This window comes from Candidatus Competibacteraceae bacterium, assembly GCA_016699715.1.
GTDB lineage: Bacteria > Pseudomonadota > Gammaproteobacteria > Competibacterales > Competibacteraceae > Competibacter.
This window is the reverse complement of the sequence record CP065007.1, coordinates 472,215-493,227: the sequence shown is the minus strand read 5'-3', so window position 1 is coordinate 493,227 and position 21,013 is coordinate 472,215. Positions and strand designations below refer to the sequence as shown.

Genomic DNA, 21,013 nt, shown 5'->3' with positions numbered 1-21,013 from the left:
AAGCGAGACATGTTTAAGAAAATTCTGATTGCCAACCGTGGCGAAATCGCCTGCCGCGTGATCAAAACCGCCCGCAAGATGGGCATCAAGACCGTAGCGGTCTATTCCGAGGCGGATCGAGACGCGCTACATGTGGAAATGGCCGACGAAGCGGTCTTGATCGGCCCACCGCCGACGGCCCAAAGCTATCTGGTGATGGAGCGTATTCTCCAGGCCTGCAAGGATACCGGCGCGGACGCGGTCCATCCGGGCTACGGTTTTCTGTCCGAACGCGCGGCTTTCTGCGAGGCGCTGGAGAAGGAAGGGATTGCGTTCATCGGCCCGAAGGTGCGCGCCATTGAAGCGATGGGCGACAAGATCACTTCCAAGAAACTGGCCAAGGAAGCCGACGTCAACACGGTGCCCGGCCACACCGACGTCATTCGCGATACGGCTCATGCTCTGGAGATCGCCCAGAGCATCGGCTATCCGGTGATGCTCAAGGCCAGTGCCGGCGGTGGCGGCAAGGGCATGCGCATCGCCTGGAACGACGCCGAGTGCGCCGACGGTTTCGAACGCACCAGCAACGAAGCACGCTCTTCGTTTGGCGACGACCGGATATTTATCGAAAAATATATTGAAGAACCGCGCCATATCGAAATTCAGGTACTGGGCGACAGTTTCGGCAATATCGTTTACCTGGGCGAGCGCGAATGCTCGCTGCAACGCCGTCATCAAAAGGTGATCGAGGAAGCGCCTTCACCGTTTCTGGATGAAAAGACCCGCCGGGCGATGGGCGAACAGGCGGTGGCGCTGTCCCGCGCGGTGGATTATCAATCCGCTGGCACCGTCGAGTTCATCGTCGATTCCAAGCGCAACTTCTACTTCCTGGAGATGAACACCCGCTTGCAGGTCGAGCACCCAGTCACCGAGTACATCACCGGGCTGGATCTGGTCGAGCAGATGATCCGCGTGGCCGCTGGCGAAAAATTGGGCTTCACCCAGGAGGAGATCAAGCTCAAGGGCTGGGCGATCGAAGCCCGCGTCTATGCCGAAGATCCGTTCCGCAACTTCCTGCCCTCCATCGGTCGCCTGGTCAAGTACATGCCGCCCAAGGAAACCGAAGTGGTACGGGTCGATACCGGCATCTACGAAGGCAGCGAAGTCTCGATGTACTACGATCCGATGATCGCCAAGTTGATCACCTACGGATCGACCCGCGATCGCGCCATCGCCCACATGCGCGACGCCCTCAACGAGTTTTTCATTCGCGGGGTGGCCCACAATATCAGCTTCCTGGCGGCATTGATGGTGCATACCCGGTTCATGACCGGGCGGATCAGCACCAACATGATCGCCGAAGAGTATCCGAACGGCTTCCATGCCACCGACGTGCCGCACGACGATCCGGCATTGCTGATCTCGGTCGCCGCCTTCCTGCATCGTCGCTACCTGGATCGCGCCGCCGAGATCAGCGGTCAACTGCTCGGCCATGAGCGTGTCGTCAAAAACGACTGGGTCGTGCTGATGGGCGACAAACAACACCCGGTGCACGTCGACCCCGCGGAAGGTGGCTACGATGTGGAGTACATGGGCGAAAACTATCAGGTGCGCAGCGCATGGCAGTTCGGTTATCCGCTATTCAAAGGCACCCTGAACGGCACCGAGATCTGCATTCAGGTCGAGCGCCGCGACATGGTTTACCGGCTGTTCCACTGGGGTTCGCAGGCCGATGTGATGGTGCTATCGCCCATGGTGGCCGAATTGCAAGCACTGATGCCCATCAAGGCGCCACCGGATCTCTCCAAGTTCCTGATGTCGCCGATGCCCGGTCTGCTGACCAAACTCAGCGTCCAGCTTGGCCAGGCGGTCAAGGCCGGCGAGGAATTGGCGGTCATTGAGGCGATGAAGATGGAGAATGTGCTACGCGCCGACAGCGACGCCAAAGTCGCCAAGATTCTGGCGGCGCCCGGCGATAGCCTAGCCGTCGATCAGGCGATCATCGAGTTCGAATGATCGGCCGCGCGGCCGACCCGATCAAAGGCGGCCGCGTGCCTCGGCACCGTTGAAAAAACCGGTTGCACTCAATGTGCAACCGGTTTTTGGTTTTCGCATCAAAAAACAGGTCCCGCCCGCGCTCAAGGACTCCGCAGCGAATGCCAAAATCGTTTTGCCCAGGAACCGTCCGATAATTCGGGCCGGATGCCTTGAGCCAAAAAATGACTGGTGTAGCGCCTGTCGGATTCCATGATGTGCTGGGTCAGCCACGTCCTCATAAAATGCGCCAGTTCGAAGCTGATCGAGCTTTTCCCCGTATCCAGCTTCGCGCGCAGTTCGGACAGTTGCTCGATCAGCTGTTCGTGTTCCTCCTTGTGCCGTTCATACTCTGGATAATGCAGAATGCGCATCAGGCTCTCTTCAACGGCGAAATGCACCCGGGTGTACTCGCCCAATTGATCGATGATGCTGCTGGTCACTTGCGTGGCGTGCCGTTGCTGGATCGCCTCGTGCATTTGATTCAGCAAATCCACCAGCACCTTGTGTTGGGCATCGATTTCCTCGATACCCACGCTGAGATCGTTAGACCACTCGACAAATTTGCTCATGGGTTCCAGCCTTGCCATACGCCATAAAACATAAACGGCCACCGCTATCGCGGTGACCGTTTGAGGGGTTTAGCAAACGAGTGGCGGGGGATTATTTCACCAAACGCATTTTGACGTAGGAACCCGGCGCATCCTCGATCACCGGCAGCTTGCCGGTACCGGGCACGCGAGCCGGTATCTTCTCACCCGAGTTCTTGCTCAACCACTTGTACCAATCCGGCCACCAGGAACCTTCGGTCTGCTTGGCTTCCTTCAGCCACTCATCCGGATCGGCGATGTGCTTGGGATTGGTCCAGAAGAAGTACTTGTTGGCCGCCGGCGGATTGATCGGGCCGGCAATGTGACCGGAGCCGCTCAGCACGAACTTCACCGGCCCGCTGAACAGCAAGGTACCCGCGTAATTGGACTTCCAGGGGGCAATATGGTCCTCGATCGCCGACAGGAAGTAGGTCGGAACCTTGACCTTACCCAGATCGATGGGCGTACCCAGCAGGGTGATGCCACCCGGATCCTTGAGCCGGTTATGCTGGTACATGTTGCGCAGGTAGAAGCTGTGCATCCGCGCCGGCATGCGGGTGGAATCCGAGTTCCAGTACAGCAGGTCGAACGGGAACGGGTCCTTGCCGAGCAGGTAATTGTTGATGAAGAACGACCAGATCAGATCGTTGGCGCGCAGCATGCTGAAGGTGGTCGCCATCTCGCTGCCGTCGAGAAAGCCACGCTGCTCCATCCGCTTCTCCAGCGAGGAGATCTGCTCTTCCTCGATGAACACCTCCAACTCGCCCGGCTGGGCGAAATCCAGCATGGTGGTCAGGTGGGTGCCGGAGCTGATGCGCGGATCGCCCTGCGCCGCCAGATAGGCGTTGGTGACCGCCAGCAGGGTACCGCCCAGGCAGTAACCCAGCGCATTGACTTCGTGCTCGCCGGTGGCCTGTTCGATGGCGTCCAGCGCCGCCAGCGGCCCATCCTTGAGATAGTCGTCGAAGGCCTTGTCGGCCATCTTCTCGTCCGGGTTGATCCAGGACATCAAAAACACCGTGAATCCCTGATCCACCGCCCACTTGATCAGGGAATTCTTCGGCCGCAGATCCATGATGTAGAACTTGTTGATCCACGGCGGGAAAATCAGCAACGGCTTCTTGAACACATCCGGCGTGCTGGGATCGTACTGCAGCAACTGGATCATCTCGTTCTGATAGACGACCTTGCCGGGCGTGGTGGCAACGTTCTTGCCCAACTCGAACGCATCGAGGTCGGTCATGCGGATGCTGAGCTTGCCCTTGCCGCGCTCGAGATCTCCGAGCATGTTCTTCAGGCCGTTGATCAGGTTCTCGCCGCCGGATTCGATGGTGGCGCGCACCACTTCCGGATTGGTCAGCGCGAAGTTGCTGGGCGCCATGGCATCAATGAACTGGCGGGTGTAGAACATCAGCTTCTTCTTGGTCTTGTCGTCGAAGCCCTCGACGTCGGCGACCATGTCCTGAATCCAGCCGGCGGCCAGCAGGTAGGACTGCTTGATGTAGGAAAACAGGATGTTGTCCTGCCAGTCGTCATGCTTGAAGCGCTTGTCGCCCTTCTGCTCGCGTACCACGGCTTCCGTTGGCTGGCCAAACATCGCCGGCAGGGTCTTCTGCCACAGCTCCAGATAATTCTGCCACAGCGCCATCTGCGCCTTGGCCAGCTTGGCCGGGTCGGCCATGATCTTTTGGGTCATCTCCATGAAGGACTTGCCGAGAACCATCTTGTCCTGCATGTCAAGCGCGCCACTGTCCTTCTGGCGGTTCAGGAATTCCTTGACGATCACCTGGCTCTTCTCGGCCACATGCGAGAAAAGCTGGGCCATCTGTGCCGGATCGGGCATCTTGATTTCCGGTACCTTGAGTTCTGGGGTTTTCTGCTCAGCCATGCGTAATTCCTCTCGTCGTTATGGTGGTTCGCTGGACAATGCCTGTTTATTTTAGCCACGCTTATTATCCAGCGTCATCAGCGACGGCCTAAAAATAACGAGCGGACAGGCCATCGCGGAAACTCCGCATGGCCTGTCCACCCGCGTAATGACACTAAATAGTTTATGCCTTACTTGGCCCCAGGGGTGGGCACCAAGCCCTTCAGTTCCTGCAGGCTTTCGGTGACGCGCTTATTGATGATGGCGAACGCATCGGTGTTGGACTTGCTAACCATCTCGGCCAGTTCGCGCATGTTGGCCAGCGCCTGCTCGAACGCCTTGCGGGCCAATTCGGCCTGCTTGGTGGTCATTTCCTGGGGGTTGCTACCCGCGCTGGCCAGTTGCTGGGCGACGGAGGACACTTCGCTCATGGCCTGGCTGAGAATTTCAGCCTGGCGCTGCGCCACCGCCTGCATACCCTGCACCGCGGCCTGATTGGCGGCGGTCAGCGCTTCGATGTTCTTGCGCTGGGCATCCATCATGGCGCTCATGTCGAAGCCGGGGATCTTGATGTCGCCCAGCATCTTGCTCACATCGAACTTGCTGAAATCGAACTTGCTGAAATCCATATTGGCGAAGGGATTGAAGGGATTATTGGCGGACATTTGTACTCTCTCCTCAAAGTTAGGGACTTTCAATTTGTGCACTGCAACATCAGTGCGTGCATTTTGCATCGTGCAATCTTGGAAGTCAATCGAAATTTTGCAATGCAGCAATTCGATCCAATCCGATCCAGACTGCTCATTCCCGCCGCCCCAAACTCTTGGCGGCGACCTCGTAGACATCGGGTGACAGTCCCGGCGCCGCCAGAATTCGTTCCAGTTGCTCCCGCATTCCCTGCTGGCGGATCGGATCGAATTTGCGCCAGCGGGTGAACGCGGCGATCAGCCGCGCGGCGATCTGGGGGTTGAAGGCGTTCAGAGCCAAGACCTGATCGGCAAGGAAAGTATAGCCACTGCCGTCGGATGCGTGAAAATGTACGGGGTTGGCCTGACAGAACGCGCCGATCAAGGCCCGGACCTTGTTGGGGTTTCTGAGGTTGAACGCCTCGTGCGTCATCAACTCCTTGATTACGCTCAAGGCGCCAGGCAGGCAGGAGGTCGCCTGCAACGCCAGCCATTTATCCACCACCAGGGCCTCGTGCCGCCAACGCTCGTAAAACGCCGCCAGGGCGGCGGTCCGCTCCGGACCGTCATGGTTGGCGAGCGGGGCCAGGGCGCCGAGCTGGTCGCTCATGTTGCCGGCCTCGTGAAACTGCTTGAGGCACAGGTCTCGCGGGCTGGCGTCATCAAGCCGCGCCAGGTAATCCAGGCAGACGTTCTTGAGCGCCCGCCGGCCGATGGCGGCGGCCTCGGCGCGGTAGCCATCCCGCTCGCCGGCGTGCAAGGTCTCGTAAGTCGTCAGCAGAACTTCGCGCAAACGCTGCGCCAGGGTCCGCTGGACGAAGATGCGGGCGGCATGGATGCCGTCCACATCCACCACCTCCATTTGCTCGGCCAGATAGGTTTCGCCGGGCAGGGTCAACACCTGGGCCAACAATGCCGGATCGGCCCCGGACTCCAGCGCCTGGCCGAAGGCGGCACCGAACGACTCGGGCAGCATCCAGTTCCGCCCCTGGCGGCGATCCTCGATCAGGGTCAGGATGGCGCGCACCGCCAGCGTTTGGCCGGCATCCCAGCGATTGAAATCATCGCTGTCGTGGGCCAGCCGAAACCGAAGGTCGGCGTCGCTCTCGGCGCTGTTCAGCTTGAGCGGGGCGGAAAACCCGCGCAACAACGACGGTACGGGCCGGGCCGGGACGTTGACGAAATGAAAGGTGTGCTCCGGCTCGCGCAGTTCCAGCACCCGGGTCGTCCCGCGCGGTTCGCCCTCTCCCTTCAGTTGCAGCGGTAGATCGTGGCCCTCGGCATCCAGTAGCCCCAGGGTCAGCGGAATGTGAAACGGTTCCTTGCTGGGCTGGCCCGGCGTCGGCGGGCAGGACTGGCGCACGGTCAGCGTGTAGGTGCTGGTCGTCGCATCATGACTGTCGCTGACGGTCAGTTCCGGGGTACCGGCCTGGTGATACCAGCGTTTGAATTGGCTCAGGTCGGCATCGTTGGCATCGGCCATCGCCGCCACGAAATCGTCACAGGTCACCGCCTGGCCGTCGTGGCGCTGGAAATAAAGATCCATGCCGCGCCGGAAACCGTCCCGGCCGAGCAAGGTCTCGATCATCCGAATCACCTCGGCACCCTTGTTGTAGATGGTCACGGTGTAGAAGTTGTTGATCTCGATGTAGGAATCCGGTCGCACCGGATGCGCCATCGGCCCGGCGTCCTGGGGGAACTGGCTGGTGCGCAGCATCCGCACATCCTCGATGCGCTTGACCCCGCGCGAGCCCAGGTCGGAGGAAAACTCCTGATCGCGGAACACGGTCAGCCCTTCCTTGAGGCTGAGTTGGAACCAGTCGCGGCAGGTCACCCGGTTGCCGGTCCAGTTGTGGAAATACTCGTGGCCGATGACGCCGAGGATGCCCTGATAGTCGGCGTCGGTGGCGGTTTCCGGTTTGGCCAGCACGTATTTGGTATTGAAGATGTTGAGCCCCTTGTTCTCCATGGCGCCCATGTTGAAATCGCCGACCGCCACGATCTGATACAGGTCCAGATCATATTCCAGCCCGAAACGTTGTTCGTCCCAGCTCATGGCCTGCTTAAGCGAAACCATCGCGTGCCCGCACTGGTCGAGATTTTCCGGCTCGACGTAAATACGCAGCTTCACCTCGCGCCCGGAACGGGTGACGAAGGTGTCTTCGAGATGCCGGAGATGACCGGCGACCAGGGCGAACAGGTAGCAGGGCTTGGGAAAGGGATCGTGCCAGGTGGCCCAGTGCCGGCCATCGTCCAGTTCGCCGTCGCCGGCCGGATTGCCATTGGACAGCAGTACCGGATAGCGTGCCTTGTCCGCCACCAGGGTGACGGTGAAGACCGCCATCACATCCGGCCGGTCGAGAAAGTAGGTGATTTTGCGAAACCCCTCCGCTTCACACTGGGTGCAGAAGTTGCCGCTGGATTGATACAGCCCCTCCAGCGAGGCGTTGTCTTGCGGTCGGATGTGGGTCACCACCGCCAGTTCGAACGCCGCCGGCGGTTCAAACAGCGTCAGCCGATCCTCCTCCACTCGATAACGGTCGGTCGCCAGCGGCACGCCATCCAACTCCAGCGCAACCCATTCCAACTGCTGGCCGTCCAGCACCAATGGCGTACCGGCCGGGGTGGCATCGGCACGTTCGACCCGCAGGCGGGAACGAACCGTGCTGAAGTCCTCGCCCAGTTCGAAGCGCAGATCAATGGCCGGCAGGCGATAGGCGGGCGGGGTGTAATCCTTGAGATAGATGGTCTTGGGAGTCTTGGTCAACATGACAGGCCGCTTTAGTTTTTTAGAAAGGAAACGATCACCTTGGATGATCGGTGACCCGCTTTTGTTCAGAAATGGCTCGCTTCGATCAGCAATCGCCGCACATCCCACTCACCCAGTCGATCCATGCCCAAGGCAAGGCGTTTCAGGCTCGAAACCGCCCTACCCGCTGTTGCAACTGGCGCACATCCGCCGGCGATCCCGCGGGTCCGTAACGCAGGGCCGCATAGAGCCGGCCGATCTCCCGCACCGAAGCGGCCAGTTCCGGCCGGCCGGCGGCCACCCGCTCGCTAAAGTCCAGCGGCCCCTCGTGCGGGCCACGCGCCAGGCCGCGCCGGGCCAACCGGGCGCAGAACCGCTGCCAGGCCCGCGCCACCGGGTCGCGGGCGCCGCGCTGACGCCAGCGCCAGCCGACGACCAACAGGCCGAACCCACTCAGGATCGCGATCATCGCCACCGTCATTTCAGCCCAGTCCACCGGCCCGAAGCCGAGCCCCGACAGGAACTCCTTCTGTCGGTCCGGGCCGTAGGCCAGCACCCATTCGTTCCAACCGTTGTTTAGCGTATCCCAGCTCAGCGCCAGTTGCCGCAACCACTCGTACTCACCCCCGCCACCTCGCCGCGCCAGAAACGGCAGCAGCCCCGGATCGGCCACGGCGGCGTACAGCCCTTCCCGCACCCGGCTGGGCGCCACCGCCGCCGTCGGATCGACCCGCGCCCAACCACGCTCCGCCAGCCAAACCTCGGCCCAGGCGTGGGCGTCGGACTGGCGCACGATGAAATACCCACCCAGATCGTTCGCCTCTCCACCCTGATAGCCGGTCACCACCCGCGCCGGTATCCCGGCCGCCCGCATGAGAAAGACAAAGGCGCTGGCGTAATGCTCGCAAAAACCCTGACGGGTCCGAAACAGGAAATCGTCCACACTGTCGGCGTCCAGCAGCGGTGGGGTCAGGGTGTAGTAAAACGCCTGCTCCCGAAACAGCGCCAGCGCCGCGCCGACCCGGTCCTCGGGGCGGGTCATGCGCTCGCGCCATTGCGCCGCCAAGGCCCTGGCGCGGGGATTGCCGCGTGCCGGCAGTTGCAAGCCACGAAACCGCTCCGCCGCCCTCAGTTCACCAGTCCGATAGTTCGGAAAAGACCGCATCTCATAACGGTATACCTCGTTGACCGGCTGATCGCGCAACAGTTGAAACGAAGCGGTCATGCCGGCGCGCGGCGGTAGGCGGGCGGGCAAGTCCAGCGCAAACAACCAGCGCCGGTTGCTCGGTTCCAGGATGACCGAATAATTCACCGCCGCCCCTTCCGACACGAAAGCCGCGAGGGTGTTGGCGGGCAACTCCTCGTGGCGGGTCCAGCGGCGGCCATCGAAACGCCACAAGACCGGCCCGCGCCAGTAGCGCTGGTTCGGCGGGGGGGTGGCGCCGGCGAACCGTGCCCGAAACGCCACCGCATCGGATCGAACCAGCTCGCTGACCGTGCCGGGCATCATCTCATCGGATAGACCGGTGCGACCCTGGTAGGCATCCTTGGGCAAGCCCCATAGCGGGCCGGGGATACGGGGAAACAAGATGAACAGAACCAGCATGATCGGGATGGCTTGCAGCACCATCATGCCAGCCAGTCGCAACGGGGCCAGCCCTCGCAAACCGGCGTGTGGGCGGTGAATCAGGGCTTGCGTCGCCAGCATGACGAGCACCACCGTGAACAGATAGCTCACCATCGGAATGTCCTGGCTGTAGAGCAGATTGCTCATCACCAGCAGGTAACCCAGGAACACCAGTACCACACCGTCCCGCGGCACGCGCGTTTCCAATAACTTGCAGGCAGCCATCGCGACCATCAGCGCCACCCCGGCATCGCGACCGAACAGGGTTCGGTAGTCGATCAGTACCCCGGCACTGGCCAGCAGCGCCAACAGCAGCAGCAGCCAGCGTGGCGGCAGCGATTGGCCGCGCAGGGCGATGAACCCACGCCAGCCGGTCACCGCGGCGAACAGGACACTCAGCCAAACCGGCAGTTCGACGGCATGCGGCGCCGCCGCCAGCACCAATGCCGCCAACAGCCAGGCCAGCGCCGTCCGGCTCAGTGGTTCTTCCGGCGGCTTGGCAGGTTTCATCCGCGTCGAGCGGTTCTTCCAGCCCCATGGCATGAGCGATACCCTCTTATACTCATTCTGAATAGGTTTTCGTCATTCCCGTCCTGGCGAACGCGGGGAATGCGGGAATCCAGGCCGCCGCCGAAAAACGGGATACCCGCTTTCGCGGGTATGACGAACCGGGTGGCTTTTGGCCTCCGAAAAGCACAAAACCCATCGGGAAACGGTATTACCTGTCGCGACCGGCAGACAGCGCCAACGTCTCTGCTCTTAATGTCGAACGCAGGCGGCGGCCTGTTCGCGGGTGTAAAACCGATTCTCGCGCACGAAGCCGGCCAGGACGGTGGCTTTGAGGGCGATCACGCGCCCCGCAGGGTCGCGGGCGGCCACCACGTCCGACGGCAGACCTTCCAAAAGATGCATGGGCGCTGGCCGACCGTCGGCGAAGCACGCCCGGTAAACCTGGTCGGTCGCGGTGTCCAGAAAGGCTGGGGCGAAACCCAGCACCCGATTTTCGGCGCTGACCCCGCCGGTGCCCCGGAAGTGCCGGTTCTGCCGGCGCAACGTTCCGGCCGTCACACCGGAAGCCGGTCTCATCGGGGACCGCAAAATATCCAGACCTTGATTCAACGGGTTCGCGGGCATGGCATCGTCTCCTGGGCAGCGTACCGACTCAACGGGTATTAGGCAAATCGCGCGCCAAGCTGTGAATTCATGCCATACGATCATATTTATCGTCTATTTTCAATGAGTTGTAAAATCGACCAGCGCCGATAAACCCAGAGACCGAGGCCAGCCGCGCAGTATCGCGGCCCAGGTCACGATACCCTGCGGATCAGTCTGGTCCGCCGCGCGGCCTCTAAAGCACCGGCCCGAGCATCGCGATGGCATTGTGCCAGAGCCGGCACCGTCGGGACCAACCGGCCACGGCCTCGCGCGTGATCCGTTGGGACCGGGCCATGTAGTCGTGCTGACGCTGGCGCAGCTCGGCGGTCAATACCGGATCGTGGAACAGGATATTGTTCTCGTAGTTCAGCTCGAAGCTGCGGCGGTCCAGATTGGCGGAGCCGATCAGCGTGATCTCACCATCCACGGTCAGGGATTTGGCGTGCAGCAAGCCACCGATGTATTCGAAGATCCGGACACCGGCGGCCAGCAGATCGGCGTAATAACTGCGGCTGGCCGCGCCAACGATCCAGGAATCGTTCCGCGCCGGCAGGATGAGGGTCGTTGCGACGCCGCGACGGGCGCTGGCGCACAGCGCGGCCTGCATCGATTCGTCGGGGACATAATAGGGCGTCGAGATCATCAATTCCCGCCGGGCGGTGTACATCAGCGACTCGAACATCTCCGGCATGGCGGAATAGCGCACGGTGGGTCCGGTGCCGATGACCTGCGCGGGTAGCCCCGGCGGGAATTCCGGGATGGGCCGCCGCAACAGCGCGTCGATATCGTCGTCCGCGTGGGCCATCCAGTCGCTGGCAAACAGATATTGGTTCTGGCGGGCGATCGGCCCCTCGAAACGCAGCACGGCATCGACCCAGGGCGCGTATCGGGCCTTGACGAGAAATTCCGGGTCGGCGCAGTTCTGGCTGCCGCAATAGGTGATGCGATCGTCGATCACGACGATTTTGCGATGGTTGCGCAGATCGATCCGCCCTCTGAAAAGGCGCATCACCGGATTGCCCACCGGCAGCACCCGGGCCAGGCGGACCCCCGCCCGCTCCATGGCCCGCCAGTGCTCGGAACGGATCAGAAGACGCGAACCCAGATCGTCGGCCATGGCCCGACAGGTGACGCCCCGGGCGGCGGCGCGCTTGAGCGCCTCGATGATCTTGCCGCCGTTGCGGTCGGGCAACCAGATGTAGAACAGGAGGTGAACGTGATCGCGGGCGGCATCGATGTCGGCGACCATGGCGTCGATGGTCGCGTTCGAATCGGGCAACAGGCGCGCGCGGTTGCCGCCGACCGGCTCGAAACCACCGATCGAATAACCGACCCGAAACAGATGGGCGTAGCGATCAGGTATCCCGGCCTGCGCACTGGCCTGCTCTGCGCCCACGGCACGGACCATGGCCGGCATCCGCGCCCGCACCGCCCGCCATCGCGCGACGCGCCGCCGGCCGATGTTGACTTCACCGAACAGAATGTAGGCCAGGACGCCCAGCACCGGAACGGCCAGGATGACCGCCACCCAGGCAACGCGCGAAGCCGGCTCCCGATGCGGTCGCAGCAGCGCCCGCGCGATGAAGGCGAGCTGGATCATCCAGTGCAGGACGTACAACAGCGCCGCGACCAGAGAACTCGCGTTCACTGGTCGAACCCCGGAGCGTTGCCGCAGCGCCTGGCATATGGCGTTCCTCTCTGAATGGTGGAATCGCCGTTTCGAACCACCCCGGCGCTACGCGCCACCCCTCCTTGGCCAAGGAGGGGAAATCTCGCAACGGATTTGGGAACGCTATAGCGGTGGAACCGGCTTCCTGGACTTATCATCGCCCCTCCAAGGGATCGGTCTGGCCGCAACCGCCTCCCGCGCCATTCGGTTTCGTCCGGCGCCGGATTGGGATACAGACCCACCAGCACGCGCCGGCCGAGCCAAAACCATTTAAAGAACCGCCGGGCTGCCTTGCTCGTGTCTTCCACAAAAATACTCGACTCGCTTAGAACGTTATTTTGAGACGTCGGAGCGCGGGCGCGCATCGGACCAGCGCCTGTCTGGCGATCTGCGAGGCCCACGCATTGACCGGATTCAAAAGAGGCGTGTACAGCCCCCAGGCGAGCGCCACCAGCGCGACGCCGCCCCCACCGACGAGATCGTCGCTCAACCAGTGGGCGCCGCTCACCAGGCGCGGCAGCATAAAGAAAAGCACGGTTGCGACGACCGCCCAAGTCCAGCGATTACGTGCCCTGTATACGCTATACCCCAGCCAGGTGAACAACACGGAGGCATGATCTCCGGGGAAACTGCTGGATGAACTATCTTTCGTTTTCCAGTCCGGGTACAGCGCGGAGAGACGGATCGCCGAGTCAATCTGAGATGAAGGCCCCGAACGCCGCCAGTGAAACCCTTCAAGCAGGATATCGAGTCCTTGGCGCAACATCAGCATTAACAGGAGTAAAATCACAAAACCGACGAAACCCGTCAGCGCTTGTCTCTTGTCGAAGGTCGTTTCCCTGCAACCCAGCAAAACCAGCATCAACACCAATGGCATCAGGTCCATCACGCGGATGTTCAGCACCGCCCACAGGGCATTCCACCCCGTCTGCTGTGGCGTGCCACCATTCACAGCCCCCGCCAGGGAGCCGTTTAACCACTCGAATACATGAAGATCGAGCACATCCCAATACGCCCGCGACGCGGGGTGCATCCAGCTCGCCAAGAGCGCCAAGGCGATGCCATGCAAAAGAATAAAGGGATATTTTTTAAATGAAAAAGTCAGTTGATCGAGTGTGGCGTTTATCATTTTGAAGGAGATGGGTTAACTCGTATTACGAATTAGCGAGAGCGCAGGTTGCCGAATCGTTCTCGAGCGGATACTCAAGTCTCGCCGCCGGCGAACAGTGCCAGAGCCTCCAAGCAGCGGCGGCGCTGGATCTCGCCGGACGCGGGCGGAATTTCCCGGCCTGGCAAGCGTAAGCCGTACTCGCACCCTTCGCCCTCCGCCTTCAACACCCACTGACACAGTTGCTCCAGACGCGGCTCGATCGGCTCCACCCCCAGCAGCCGCCAATCCAACCACAGCTCCGGCCGCGCCTGATCGGTGAAACACTTGACCAACAGGCGATCGGCGCGGGCCGCGGCCCGCCAAGCGATCCGGCGCGGCGAGTCGCCGGGCGCGTAAGGCCGGAAACCGGCGTAATCTTCACTGCCCGCCCCCTGCTCGCCCAAACCGCTGCCGGTGCCGCCCGCCATCGCCGTCGGCAGCGGCCGCCCGCCGCGAGGCTGGGGGTAAACCAGACAGTCCTGTTCGAACTCCACCCAACTCCATGCCTGCAACAAGCCGAGAGGGAAACGGGTCAGCACGCGCAAGCGGCCCGGCCGCAGCCGACCACGACGCTCGGCGGGAACCGCCAAAACGATGGTCGCTGAACCCTGTGCCGGCACATCCGCATAACGGAGCGATCGATCCCGCCATTGCAACGCGACGCCATGGCGCGGCTCGGAATCGGGATTGTCCAGTCGGTAGCCGAACTGGGCGTCCTGCTCCGCGAACACCGGTTCGGCGCCACCTGGTTGAATCACCAGATCCAGCAGATTATGGTGCGCCCGCCACATGCTGTTCAGCGCCACCGCCGACAATAGAAAGGTAAAGGCGAAGCCCATGCTGTTGCTGTAGTTGATCGACCACAGAAATAGCACCAGCAACAGCAGGGCGAACGCATAGCCCTGGCGGGTCGGCAGGATGTAGATACGGCGGCGATCCAGTCGAACCGGCTGACGAGCCGGCCGCTGGCCGCGCGTTACCCAAGCTTCGAAGCGTTGCCGCAGCACCCTGAACATGGCGGCCAAACCTCAGGCCGGCACCGCCACGGCATCCAGCAACTGCCCGACCAGAGCGGTGGGCGACTGCTCCAGATGATCGTCGCTGGGGTGCAGGCGATGGCCCACCACCGCCGGCAGCACCGCCTGCACGTCTTCCGGCAGCACATGGCCGCGACGGTGCAGCAGCGCCCAAGCCCGCGCCGCTCGCAACAACCCCAATCCGGCACGCGGCGACAGTCCGCCGCGGAAATGGCTGCTCTGGCGGGAAAACGCCAGCAACGCCTGCACGTAATCCAACAACGGCGCCGCGATATGCACGCCGGCCAACCGCCCCTGCAACTCGTGCAATTGCTCCGGAGTGATGCAAACCGGCAGTCGGGCCAGAATCTCGCGACGGTCCTCGCCTTCCAGCAACGCCCGTTCCGCTTGCACATCGGGATAACCCAGTGCGATCCGCATCAGAAAACGGTCGAGCTGGGATTCCGGCAAGGGGAAGGTGCCGATCTGGTAGGCGGGATTCTGGGTGGCAATAACGAAAAACGGCTCCGGCAGCTTGCGGGTTTCGCCCTCAATGGTGACCTGCCCCTCCTCCATCGCCTCCAACAAGGCGCTTTGCGTCTTGGGGGTGGCGCGGTTGATCTCGTCGGCCAGGATCAGTTGCGCGAAAATCGGCCCTGAATGGAACACGAAGGTCTCGCGCTGGCGTTCGTACACCGCCGCGCCGAGGATGTCCGCCGGCAACAGGTCGCTGGTGAACTGGATACGCTGGTATTGCAAACCCAGACAACGCGCCAAGGCATGGGCCAAGGTCGTCTTACCCATGCCGGGCAAGTCTTCGATCAGCAGGTGGCCACGCGCCAGCAGGCAACTCAACGCCAGGCGGATGGCGCGCTCCTTGCCGAGAATGGTGGAACCAACTTGCTGGATCACCAGATCCAAGCGATCTTCCAGAACGGTGATCACGTCAATCCTGCCGGCGCAGGTCGCGCTGAAAGCGTTTGAAGTTTTCCACGTAGCGGACGGCGGACAAGCGCAGGCCCTCGATTTCCCGGTCGCTCAGTGTGCGCACGATTTTGCCCGGCGAGCCCATCACCAGCGAGCCATCCGGGATGGTTTGGCCCTCGGTGATCAGGCTGTTGGCGCCGATCAGGCAATTCTTACCGATGACCGCCCGGTTCATGATCAGGCTCTTGATGCCGATCAAGCTGTTGTCGCCGACGACACAACCATGCAGCATCGCCAGATGGCCGACGGTGACGTCGCGGCCGATAGTCAGCAAAATACCGGGGTCGGTGTGGAGGATCGAGCCGTCCTGGACGTTAGAGTTTTCGCCGATGGTGATGAGGTCGTTATCGCCACGCGCCACGGCGTTGAACCAGATACTGGCGTTCTGCTTGAGCACCACCGAACCGATGACGGTCGCATTATCGGCGATGAACCAGTCCTCGCCGTGAAATTCGACCCTGCGGTCGCCGAGAGAGTAGATCACCGGGTTCTCCTTTGTGGATCGTGGAAAAACCGGGTCAGTATAAACGAGAGCGCGGGATAATCGGGGACGGAGAGAGGCAATGAAGGCGAGGTTCGAGAACCGCCGTGCCTCACCGCCCGATGGCTCAGGCGTGGGCGCGACGGTGCCGGGGAATATTACTTACTCTTGGCTTCCAACTCCGCGGCAGTCAGTTTGTCGTCGTAGACGCCGGCACTGACCACGTAGTCGCCGGCCGTCAGCACGTAGGCCACCTTGCGATGATTGCCTTCGGCGCCGGGCTTGGTCCACATATATTCGACCCAACCGCCGTTGGCGCTCTTGGCGGCATCACACAGAGCGCTGCCAAACTCCTTGCCGGTTTCCTTATCCTTGAGGTCGGTCAACTTCATGCCCTTGACCTTTTCGCTCGGATGAGCCTTCATCGTCCCATTGGCGCAATCCAGCACGAACACATAGGTGTCCTTCCAGGCCCATTTGCCGTCCTTCTTGTCAATTTCGGTCAGCGTGACTTCGGCGTTGGTGTCAACCGCGGCGGCGGCGTCCTTGACTTTGGCGACCACCTCGTCGGCGGTTGCGGCATCGGCGGCCCAAGCACCCGCGGACAGACCCATCGTGCAGAACGCAGCCACACCCATCAACAGTTTCTTATTCATCAATCAACCTCCTTTGTGCATTATCGCTGTGATTTTCGGTTTCACATCGCGTCGTTCGGGGAACGCAATGCCCTTAGAATGTAGACGCTGGATCCGAGAGTCACAAGAGCATGGGGCACAAAGCAATTACATTTTTTGCTGTTTTTATCTTGCCGCCAGGTTGACATAACCGCGCGGGCACCGGCCTGGCCACCGCTCGGACTGGCTTAAATCTCCGCCAGATTGCCTTTCTCCTCCAGCCAGTTCTTGCGATCCCCGGCGCGCTTCTTGGCCAGCAGCATATCCATCAGCGCCAGGGTATCGTCGCCGGTCTCCAGGGTCAGTCGCACCAACCGACGGGTGGTGGGGTCCATGGTGGTTTCCCGCAGTTGCAACGGATTCATCTCGCCCAAGCCCTTGAAGCGAGTGACACTGACCTTACCCTTCTTCTTCTCGGCCACGATACGGTCGAGAAGACCCTGTTTTTCCGCCTCGTCCAGGGCGTAGAACACCTCCTTGCCGACATCGACCCGAAACAGCGGGGGCATGGCGACATGGATGTGGCCGGCTTCCACCAGCGGGCGAAAATGCCGCACGAACAGCGCGCACAGCAAGGTAGCGATATGCAGACCATCGGAATCGGCATCGGCGAGGATGCAGATCTTGCCATAGCGTAACCCTTTCAAATCCCCGGAGCCGGGGTCCACGCCGACGGCCACGGCGATGTCGTGGACCTCCTGCGAAGCCATGACCTCGGCGGAATCCACCTCCCAAGTGTTGAGGATCTTGCCGCGTAGCGGCATCACCGCCTGAAACTCGCGGCTGCGGGCCTGTTTGGTGGAACCGCCGGCGGAGTCGCCCTCCACCAGAAACAGTTCGGTGCGCCCCAGATCCTGGGCGGTGCAATCGGCCAGCTTGCCCGGCAACGCCGGACCGCTGGTGACCTGCTTGCGCACCACCTTGCGGCTGGCGCGCAAGCGTTTGTGCGCGTTGGCCAATGCCAGTTGGGCGATGCGTTCGCCGGTTTCGGGATGCTGGTTCAGCCATAGGCTCAGCGCATCCTTGACCACCCCGGCCACGAACACCGCGCATTCGCGTGAGGACAAGCGTTCCTTGGTCTGGCCGGAAAATTGTGGGTCCCGCAGCTTGACCGACAGCACGTAACAGCAGCCTTCCCAGATGTCTTCCGGGGCAATCCGCAGCCCACGCGGCACCAGGTTGCGGAACTCGCAGAACTCGCGTATCGCATCGGTCAATCCGGCGCGCAAACCGTTGACGTGGGTACCGCCCTGCGCGGTCGGGATCAAATTGACATAGCTTTCCGCCACCGGCTCGCCACCATCCGGCAGCCAGACCAACGCCCAGTCGGCGGCTTCGCGCTCGCTACTGACACGACCGACGAATGGTGGATCGGGCAGCGACACCGCCGCCCCCAATGCCTCCTTGAGATAGTCGGTCAAACCGTCCTGGTAGCACCAGACCAGTTGCTCGCCAGCGGCCTCGTCGCTAAAGCCCACCTTCAGGCCGGGACATAGCACCGCCTTGGCGCGCAATACGTGCTTGAGTCGAGGCACGGAGAATTTGGGTGAGTCGAAATAGCGCGGGTCTGGCCAGAACCGCACGGTGGTGCCCGTGATTCGCCGGGGAACCGTGCCCACCTCCTCCAGCTCGGACATCTTGTCGCCGCCGGCAAAGGCCATGTTGTATTCCCGACCATTGCGTTTGACCCAGACTTCAAGATGACTGGACAACGCGTTCACCACCGACACGCCAACGCCGTGCAAACCGCCGGAGAAATGGTAGTTACGGTCGGAAAATTTGCCGCCGGCGTGCAGGCGGGTCAGGATTAGTTCGACGCCGGGAATGCCTTCCTCCGGGTGAATATCCACCGGCATGCCACGCCCGTCGTCTTCAACCGATAACGATCCGTCATCATGCAACCTTAAAGTTACTGCGCTTGCATGGCCGGCGATAGCCTCGTCCACGCTGTTGTCGATGACTTCCTGTGCCAGATGGTTGGGCCGGGTAGTGTCGGTATACATACCCGGCCGTTTGCGGACCGGGTCCAGGCCGCTGAGGACCTCTATCGCAGCAGCATCGTAACTAGTTGCGTTCATTAGTGAAAAAACTTCCGGCTAGGCTTGATGGCTTTTTTGGGAAATCTGGGTTAATCCGCAAAAACAGGTGACGCACGGAAACCCGGCGGTGGCCGGTTAAAGTAGCGGTAACGGAATCCACCGGTTTTGGGCATAAGGTAACATGGCAACCATGCCCCAAATAGCATGAGCCAAAGCAAAATCGTTCTGTCCGCCCACAGGCGCTAACCCACCGACCGATATCCACAATAAATGGATGGGTGATTAGGTGGGGGAAGTTGAGAATTGACTCAGCATAAGCCCCATGTAAAACTGCCAACTTGTACTTGGCATGTCTGATGTTTTATCTGTTGTTTTTTGGTGAAACTTATTGAGGAGTCTTTCAATTGGGCAAGAAGTTATATGTTGGAAATTTGAGCTATAGCATCGGTAACAGCGAGCTGGAGCGCCTGTTCGAGGTACATGGCGCGGTGCGTTCGGCCCAAGTCATCACGGATCGCGATACCGGACGATCCAAGGGGTTCGGCTTTGTAGAAATGGGTAGCGACCAGGAAGCGCAGGCAGCTATCGCCGCCCTCAATGGCAAGGAGGTTGATGGCCGCGGTCTGACCGTCAACGAAGCGCGCCCGCAACAAAGCAGTGGCGGCGGTGGCGGCTACGGTGGCGGTGGCGGTGGCGGCTACGGCGGTGGCGGTGGAAAACGTGGAGGCTATGGCGGCGGCGGTGGCGGCGGTGGCGGCGGTGGTCGTCGATACTGACGATCGGATCCCATACGTCCCAATTGGAAGCCTCCTCATCGTACGGGTCACCGCGACCAACAGTGCATTCAACAGGACGCATCGGAACATCAACGACTTGCAAGCCGTTTCCTAAATTTTGGTTCGATGATTCGCGCCGGTTTTTCCCCGCCGGCGCTGTTTTGTAAAACCCATCATCAATTTCATCGATCTCGCTTTGGGCTCTCTCCGCGGAAGAGCGGCTTTGCCGGTTACGAGCATCGCCACCCCACTCTCGCCGCAACGAAAAACGGGCGGATAAACAACCGCCCGTTTTTTTTTAGAAAAACCTTCGAGCCTCAGTCGTTCGCTCGCGACTCCAACATGGCGACGGCGGGTAGCACCTTGCCTTCCAGGAATTCCAGGAACGCGCCGCCAGCGGTGGAGATATAAGACACCTTGTCGTAGATGTCATACTTTTGGATCGCGGCGATGGTGTCGCCACCGCCAGCCAGCGTAAAGGCTTTCGTATTCGCAATCGCCATGGCGACGGTCTTGGTGCCTTCGCCGAACTGGTCGAATTCGAACACGCCGACCGGACCATTCCACACCACCGTGCCGGCCTTCATGATGATGTCGGCCAGCTCCTGGGCACTCTTCGGGCCAATATCGAAGATCATGTCGTCGTCGCTCACCGCACCGGCATCTTTCAACACGGCGGGTTCGGCAGCGTCAAACTTCTTGCCGCACACCACGTCGGTAGCAATCGGAATCGTCGCGCCGCGGGCGGTCATCTTTTTCATCAATGCCTGTGCGGTCGGCACCAGATCATGCTCGCACAGCGACTTGCCGACGTTCTTGCCAACCGCTTCGAGGAAGGTATTGGCGATACCGCCACCAACCACCATCTGATCGACCTTTTCGGACAGGCTTTCCAGCACGGTTAGCTTGGTTGAGACTTTCGAACCGCCGACAATGGCGACCATCGGTCGGGCCGGCTGGGCCAGCGCCTTGGTCAGCGCGTCCAGTTCTTCAGTCAACAGAATGCCGGCGCAAGCCACCGGCGCGAACTTGGCAACGCCGTGCGTGGAGGCTTCGGCGCGATGGGCGGTGCCAAACGCATCCATGACAAACACATCACAGAGGGCTGCGTACTTTTTCGCCGTTTCCTCGACGTTCTTCTTTTCGCCCTTGTTGGTGCGGCAGTTTTCCAACAGCACCACTTCGCCGTCGGCCACTTCAAAGCCACCATTGACCCAATCGCGGATCACGCGCACCGGCTTGCCCAACTTGGCGGACATCACATCAGCCACTGGCTTGAGCGAATTTTCTTCAGAGAACTCCCCCTCGGTCGGACGGCCCAGATGAGACGTGACCATGACCTTGGCTCCAGCCTTCATCGCGAATTCGATGGTGGGCATCGAGGCGGTGATCCGGGCGTCGGAGGTCACTTTGCCATCCTTGACGGGGACATTGAGATCAGAGCGGATGAACACCCGCTTGCCAGCCACATTGAGATCAGTCAGACGCTTAAAATTCATGTTTCTTTTCCTTTTCAAGCAAAACCCCCGTCCGC

16 protein-coding genes are annotated in these 21,013 nt (G+C 61.2%); 2 read left to right on the top strand and 14 right to left on the bottom strand.

Annotation, left to right across the window (positions count from 1 at the left end; all coding sequences use genetic code 11):
* Window positions 1–9 precede the first annotated feature (9 nt).
* Window positions 10–1,995, top strand: a complete 1,986-nt coding sequence (locus tag IPM89_02260) for an acetyl/propionyl/methylcrotonyl-CoA carboxylase subunit alpha (protein QQS54698.1) — start codon at window positions 10–12, stop codon at window positions 1,993–1,995.
* Between the two features lie 122 nt (window positions 1,996–2,117).
* On the opposite strand, the gene IPM89_02255 is transcribed toward IPM89_02260, so the two are convergent.
* The 13 genes from IPM89_02255 to parE all read right to left on the bottom strand — a co-directional run bounded on the left by IPM89_02255 (window position 2,118) and on the right by parE (window position 18,742).
* Window positions 2,118–2,585 carry a hemerythrin family protein gene (locus IPM89_02255; GenBank protein ID QQS54697.1) on the bottom strand — a complete coding sequence of 156 codons (468 nt, stop codon included), beginning with the start codon at window positions 2,583–2,585 and terminating at the stop codon, window positions 2,118–2,120.
* A 91-nt stretch (window positions 2,586–2,676) separates the two neighbouring features.
* The gene (gene phaC, locus IPM89_02250; GenBank protein ID QQS54696.1) at window positions 2,677–4,491 is read right to left on the bottom strand and encodes a class I poly(R)-hydroxyalkanoic acid synthase; all 1,815 of its coding nucleotides are present in this window, start codon (window positions 4,489–4,491) and stop codon (window positions 2,677–2,679) included.
* A 170-nt stretch (window positions 4,492–4,661) separates the two neighbouring features.
* On the bottom strand, window positions 4,662–5,135 hold the full coding sequence (locus IPM89_02245) for a phasin family protein (GenBank protein QQS54695.1): 474 nt from the start codon (window positions 5,133–5,135) through the stop codon (window positions 4,662–4,664).
* A gap of 136 nt (window positions 5,136–5,271) precedes the next feature.
* Entirely contained in the window at window positions 5,272–7,926 is a 2,655-nt protein-coding gene (gene pepN / locus IPM89_02240) for an aminopeptidase N (protein QQS54694.1), read from the bottom strand.
* Between the two features lie 142 nt (window positions 7,927–8,068).
* Complete coding sequence (locus IPM89_02235; protein ID QQS54693.1) at window positions 8,069–10,042, bottom strand: DUF3488 domain-containing transglutaminase family protein; 1,974 nt, start codon at window positions 10,040–10,042, stop codon at window positions 8,069–8,071.
* 249 nt (window positions 10,043–10,291) lie between these two features.
* Window positions 10,292–10,618, bottom strand: a complete 327-nt coding sequence (locus IPM89_02230; GenBank protein QQS55747.1) for a hypothetical protein — start codon at window positions 10,616–10,618, stop codon at window positions 10,292–10,294.
* A 262-nt stretch (window positions 10,619–10,880) separates the two neighbouring features.
* Window positions 10,881–12,335: a cardiolipin synthase gene (gene cls / locus IPM89_02225; protein QQS54692.1), complete on the bottom strand. Its 1,455-nt coding sequence runs from the start codon at window positions 12,333–12,335 to the stop codon at window positions 10,881–10,883.
* Between the two features lie 346 nt (window positions 12,336–12,681).
* On the bottom strand, window positions 12,682–13,485 hold the full coding sequence (locus IPM89_02220; GenBank protein ID QQS54691.1) for a phosphatase PAP2 family protein: 804 nt from the start codon (window positions 13,483–13,485) through the stop codon (window positions 12,682–12,684).
* A 74-nt stretch (window positions 13,486–13,559) separates the two neighbouring features.
* Window positions 13,560–14,522, bottom strand: a complete 963-nt coding sequence (locus tag IPM89_02215) for a DUF58 domain-containing protein (GenBank protein ID QQS54690.1) — start codon at window positions 14,520–14,522, stop codon at window positions 13,560–13,562.
* A gap of 12 nt (window positions 14,523–14,534) precedes the next feature.
* Window positions 14,535–15,455 (bottom strand): AAA family ATPase, encoded by a 921-nt coding sequence (locus IPM89_02210; GenBank protein QQS55746.1) that lies wholly within the window; start codon window positions 15,453–15,455, stop codon window positions 14,535–14,537.
* Window positions 15,456–15,468: 13 nt separating this feature from the next.
* Window positions 15,469–15,993, bottom strand: a complete 525-nt coding sequence (locus tag IPM89_02205) for a gamma carbonic anhydrase family protein (GenBank protein ID QQS54689.1) — start codon at window positions 15,991–15,993, stop codon at window positions 15,469–15,471.
* Between the two features lie 155 nt (window positions 15,994–16,148).
* On the bottom strand, window positions 16,149–16,646 hold the full coding sequence (locus IPM89_02200; GenBank protein ID QQS54688.1) for a cache domain-containing protein: 498 nt from the start codon (window positions 16,644–16,646) through the stop codon (window positions 16,149–16,151).
* 206 nt (window positions 16,647–16,852) lie between these two features.
* Window positions 16,853–18,742 carry a DNA topoisomerase IV subunit B gene (parE, locus tag IPM89_02195; GenBank protein QQS54687.1) on the bottom strand — a complete coding sequence of 630 codons (1,890 nt, stop codon included), beginning with the start codon at window positions 18,740–18,742 and terminating at the stop codon, window positions 16,853–16,855.
* A gap of 365 nt (window positions 18,743–19,107) precedes the next feature.
* Here parE and IPM89_02190 point away from each other — a divergent pair, with 365 nt between their 5' ends.
* Window positions 19,108–19,479: an RNA-binding protein gene (locus tag IPM89_02190; protein ID QQS54686.1), complete on the top strand. Its 372-nt coding sequence runs from the start codon at window positions 19,108–19,110 to the stop codon at window positions 19,477–19,479.
* Between the two features lie 317 nt (window positions 19,480–19,796).
* On the opposite strand, the gene IPM89_02185 is transcribed toward IPM89_02190, so the two are convergent.
* Entirely contained in the window at window positions 19,797–20,978 is a 1,182-nt protein-coding gene (locus IPM89_02185; GenBank protein ID QQS54685.1) for a phosphoglycerate kinase, read from the bottom strand.
* Between the last annotated feature and the right edge of the window lie 35 nt (window positions 20,979–21,013).

Excerpts from the sequence above, each read along its gene's own strand:
- IPM89_02260 (QQS54698.1), top strand. The coding sequence starts at position 10 with ATGTTTAAGAAAATTCTGATTGCCAACCGTGGCGAAATCGCCTGCCGC.
- IPM89_02255 (QQS54697.1), bottom strand. The coding sequence starts at position 2,585 with ATGAGCAAATTTGTCGAGTGGTCTAACGATCTCAGCGTGGGTATCGAG.
- phaC (QQS54696.1), bottom strand. The coding sequence starts at position 4,491 with ATGGCTGAGCAGAAAACCCCAGAACTCAAGGTACCGGAAATCAAGATG.
- IPM89_02245 (QQS54695.1), bottom strand. The coding sequence starts at position 5,135 with ATGTCCGCCAATAATCCCTTCAATCCCTTCGCCAATATGGATTTCAGC.
- pepN (QQS54694.1), bottom strand. The coding sequence starts at position 7,926 with ATGTTGACCAAGACTCCCAAGACCATCTATCTCAAGGATTACACCCCG.
- IPM89_02235 (QQS54693.1), bottom strand. The coding sequence starts at position 10,042 with ATGAAACCTGCCAAGCCGCCGGAAGAACCACTGAGCCGGACGGCGCTG.
- IPM89_02230 (QQS55747.1), bottom strand. The coding sequence starts at position 10,618 with ATGAGACCGGCTTCCGGTGTGACGGCCGGAACGTTGCGCCGGCAGAAC.
- IPM89_02220 (QQS54691.1), bottom strand. The coding sequence starts at position 13,485 with ATGATAAACGCCACACTCGATCAACTGACTTTTTCATTTAAAAAATAT.
- IPM89_02215 (QQS54690.1), bottom strand. The coding sequence starts at position 14,522 with ATGTTCAGGGTGCTGCGGCAACGCTTCGAAGCTTGGGTAACGCGCGGC.
- IPM89_02200 (QQS54688.1), bottom strand. The coding sequence starts at position 16,646 with ATGAATAAGAAACTGTTGATGGGTGTGGCTGCGTTCTGCACGATGGGT.
- parE (QQS54687.1), bottom strand. The coding sequence starts at position 18,742 with ATGAACGCAACTAGTTACGATGCTGCTGCGATAGAGGTCCTCAGCGGC.
- IPM89_02185 (QQS54685.1), bottom strand. The coding sequence starts at position 20,978 with ATGAATTTTAAGCGTCTGACTGATCTCAATGTGGCTGGCAAGCGGGTG.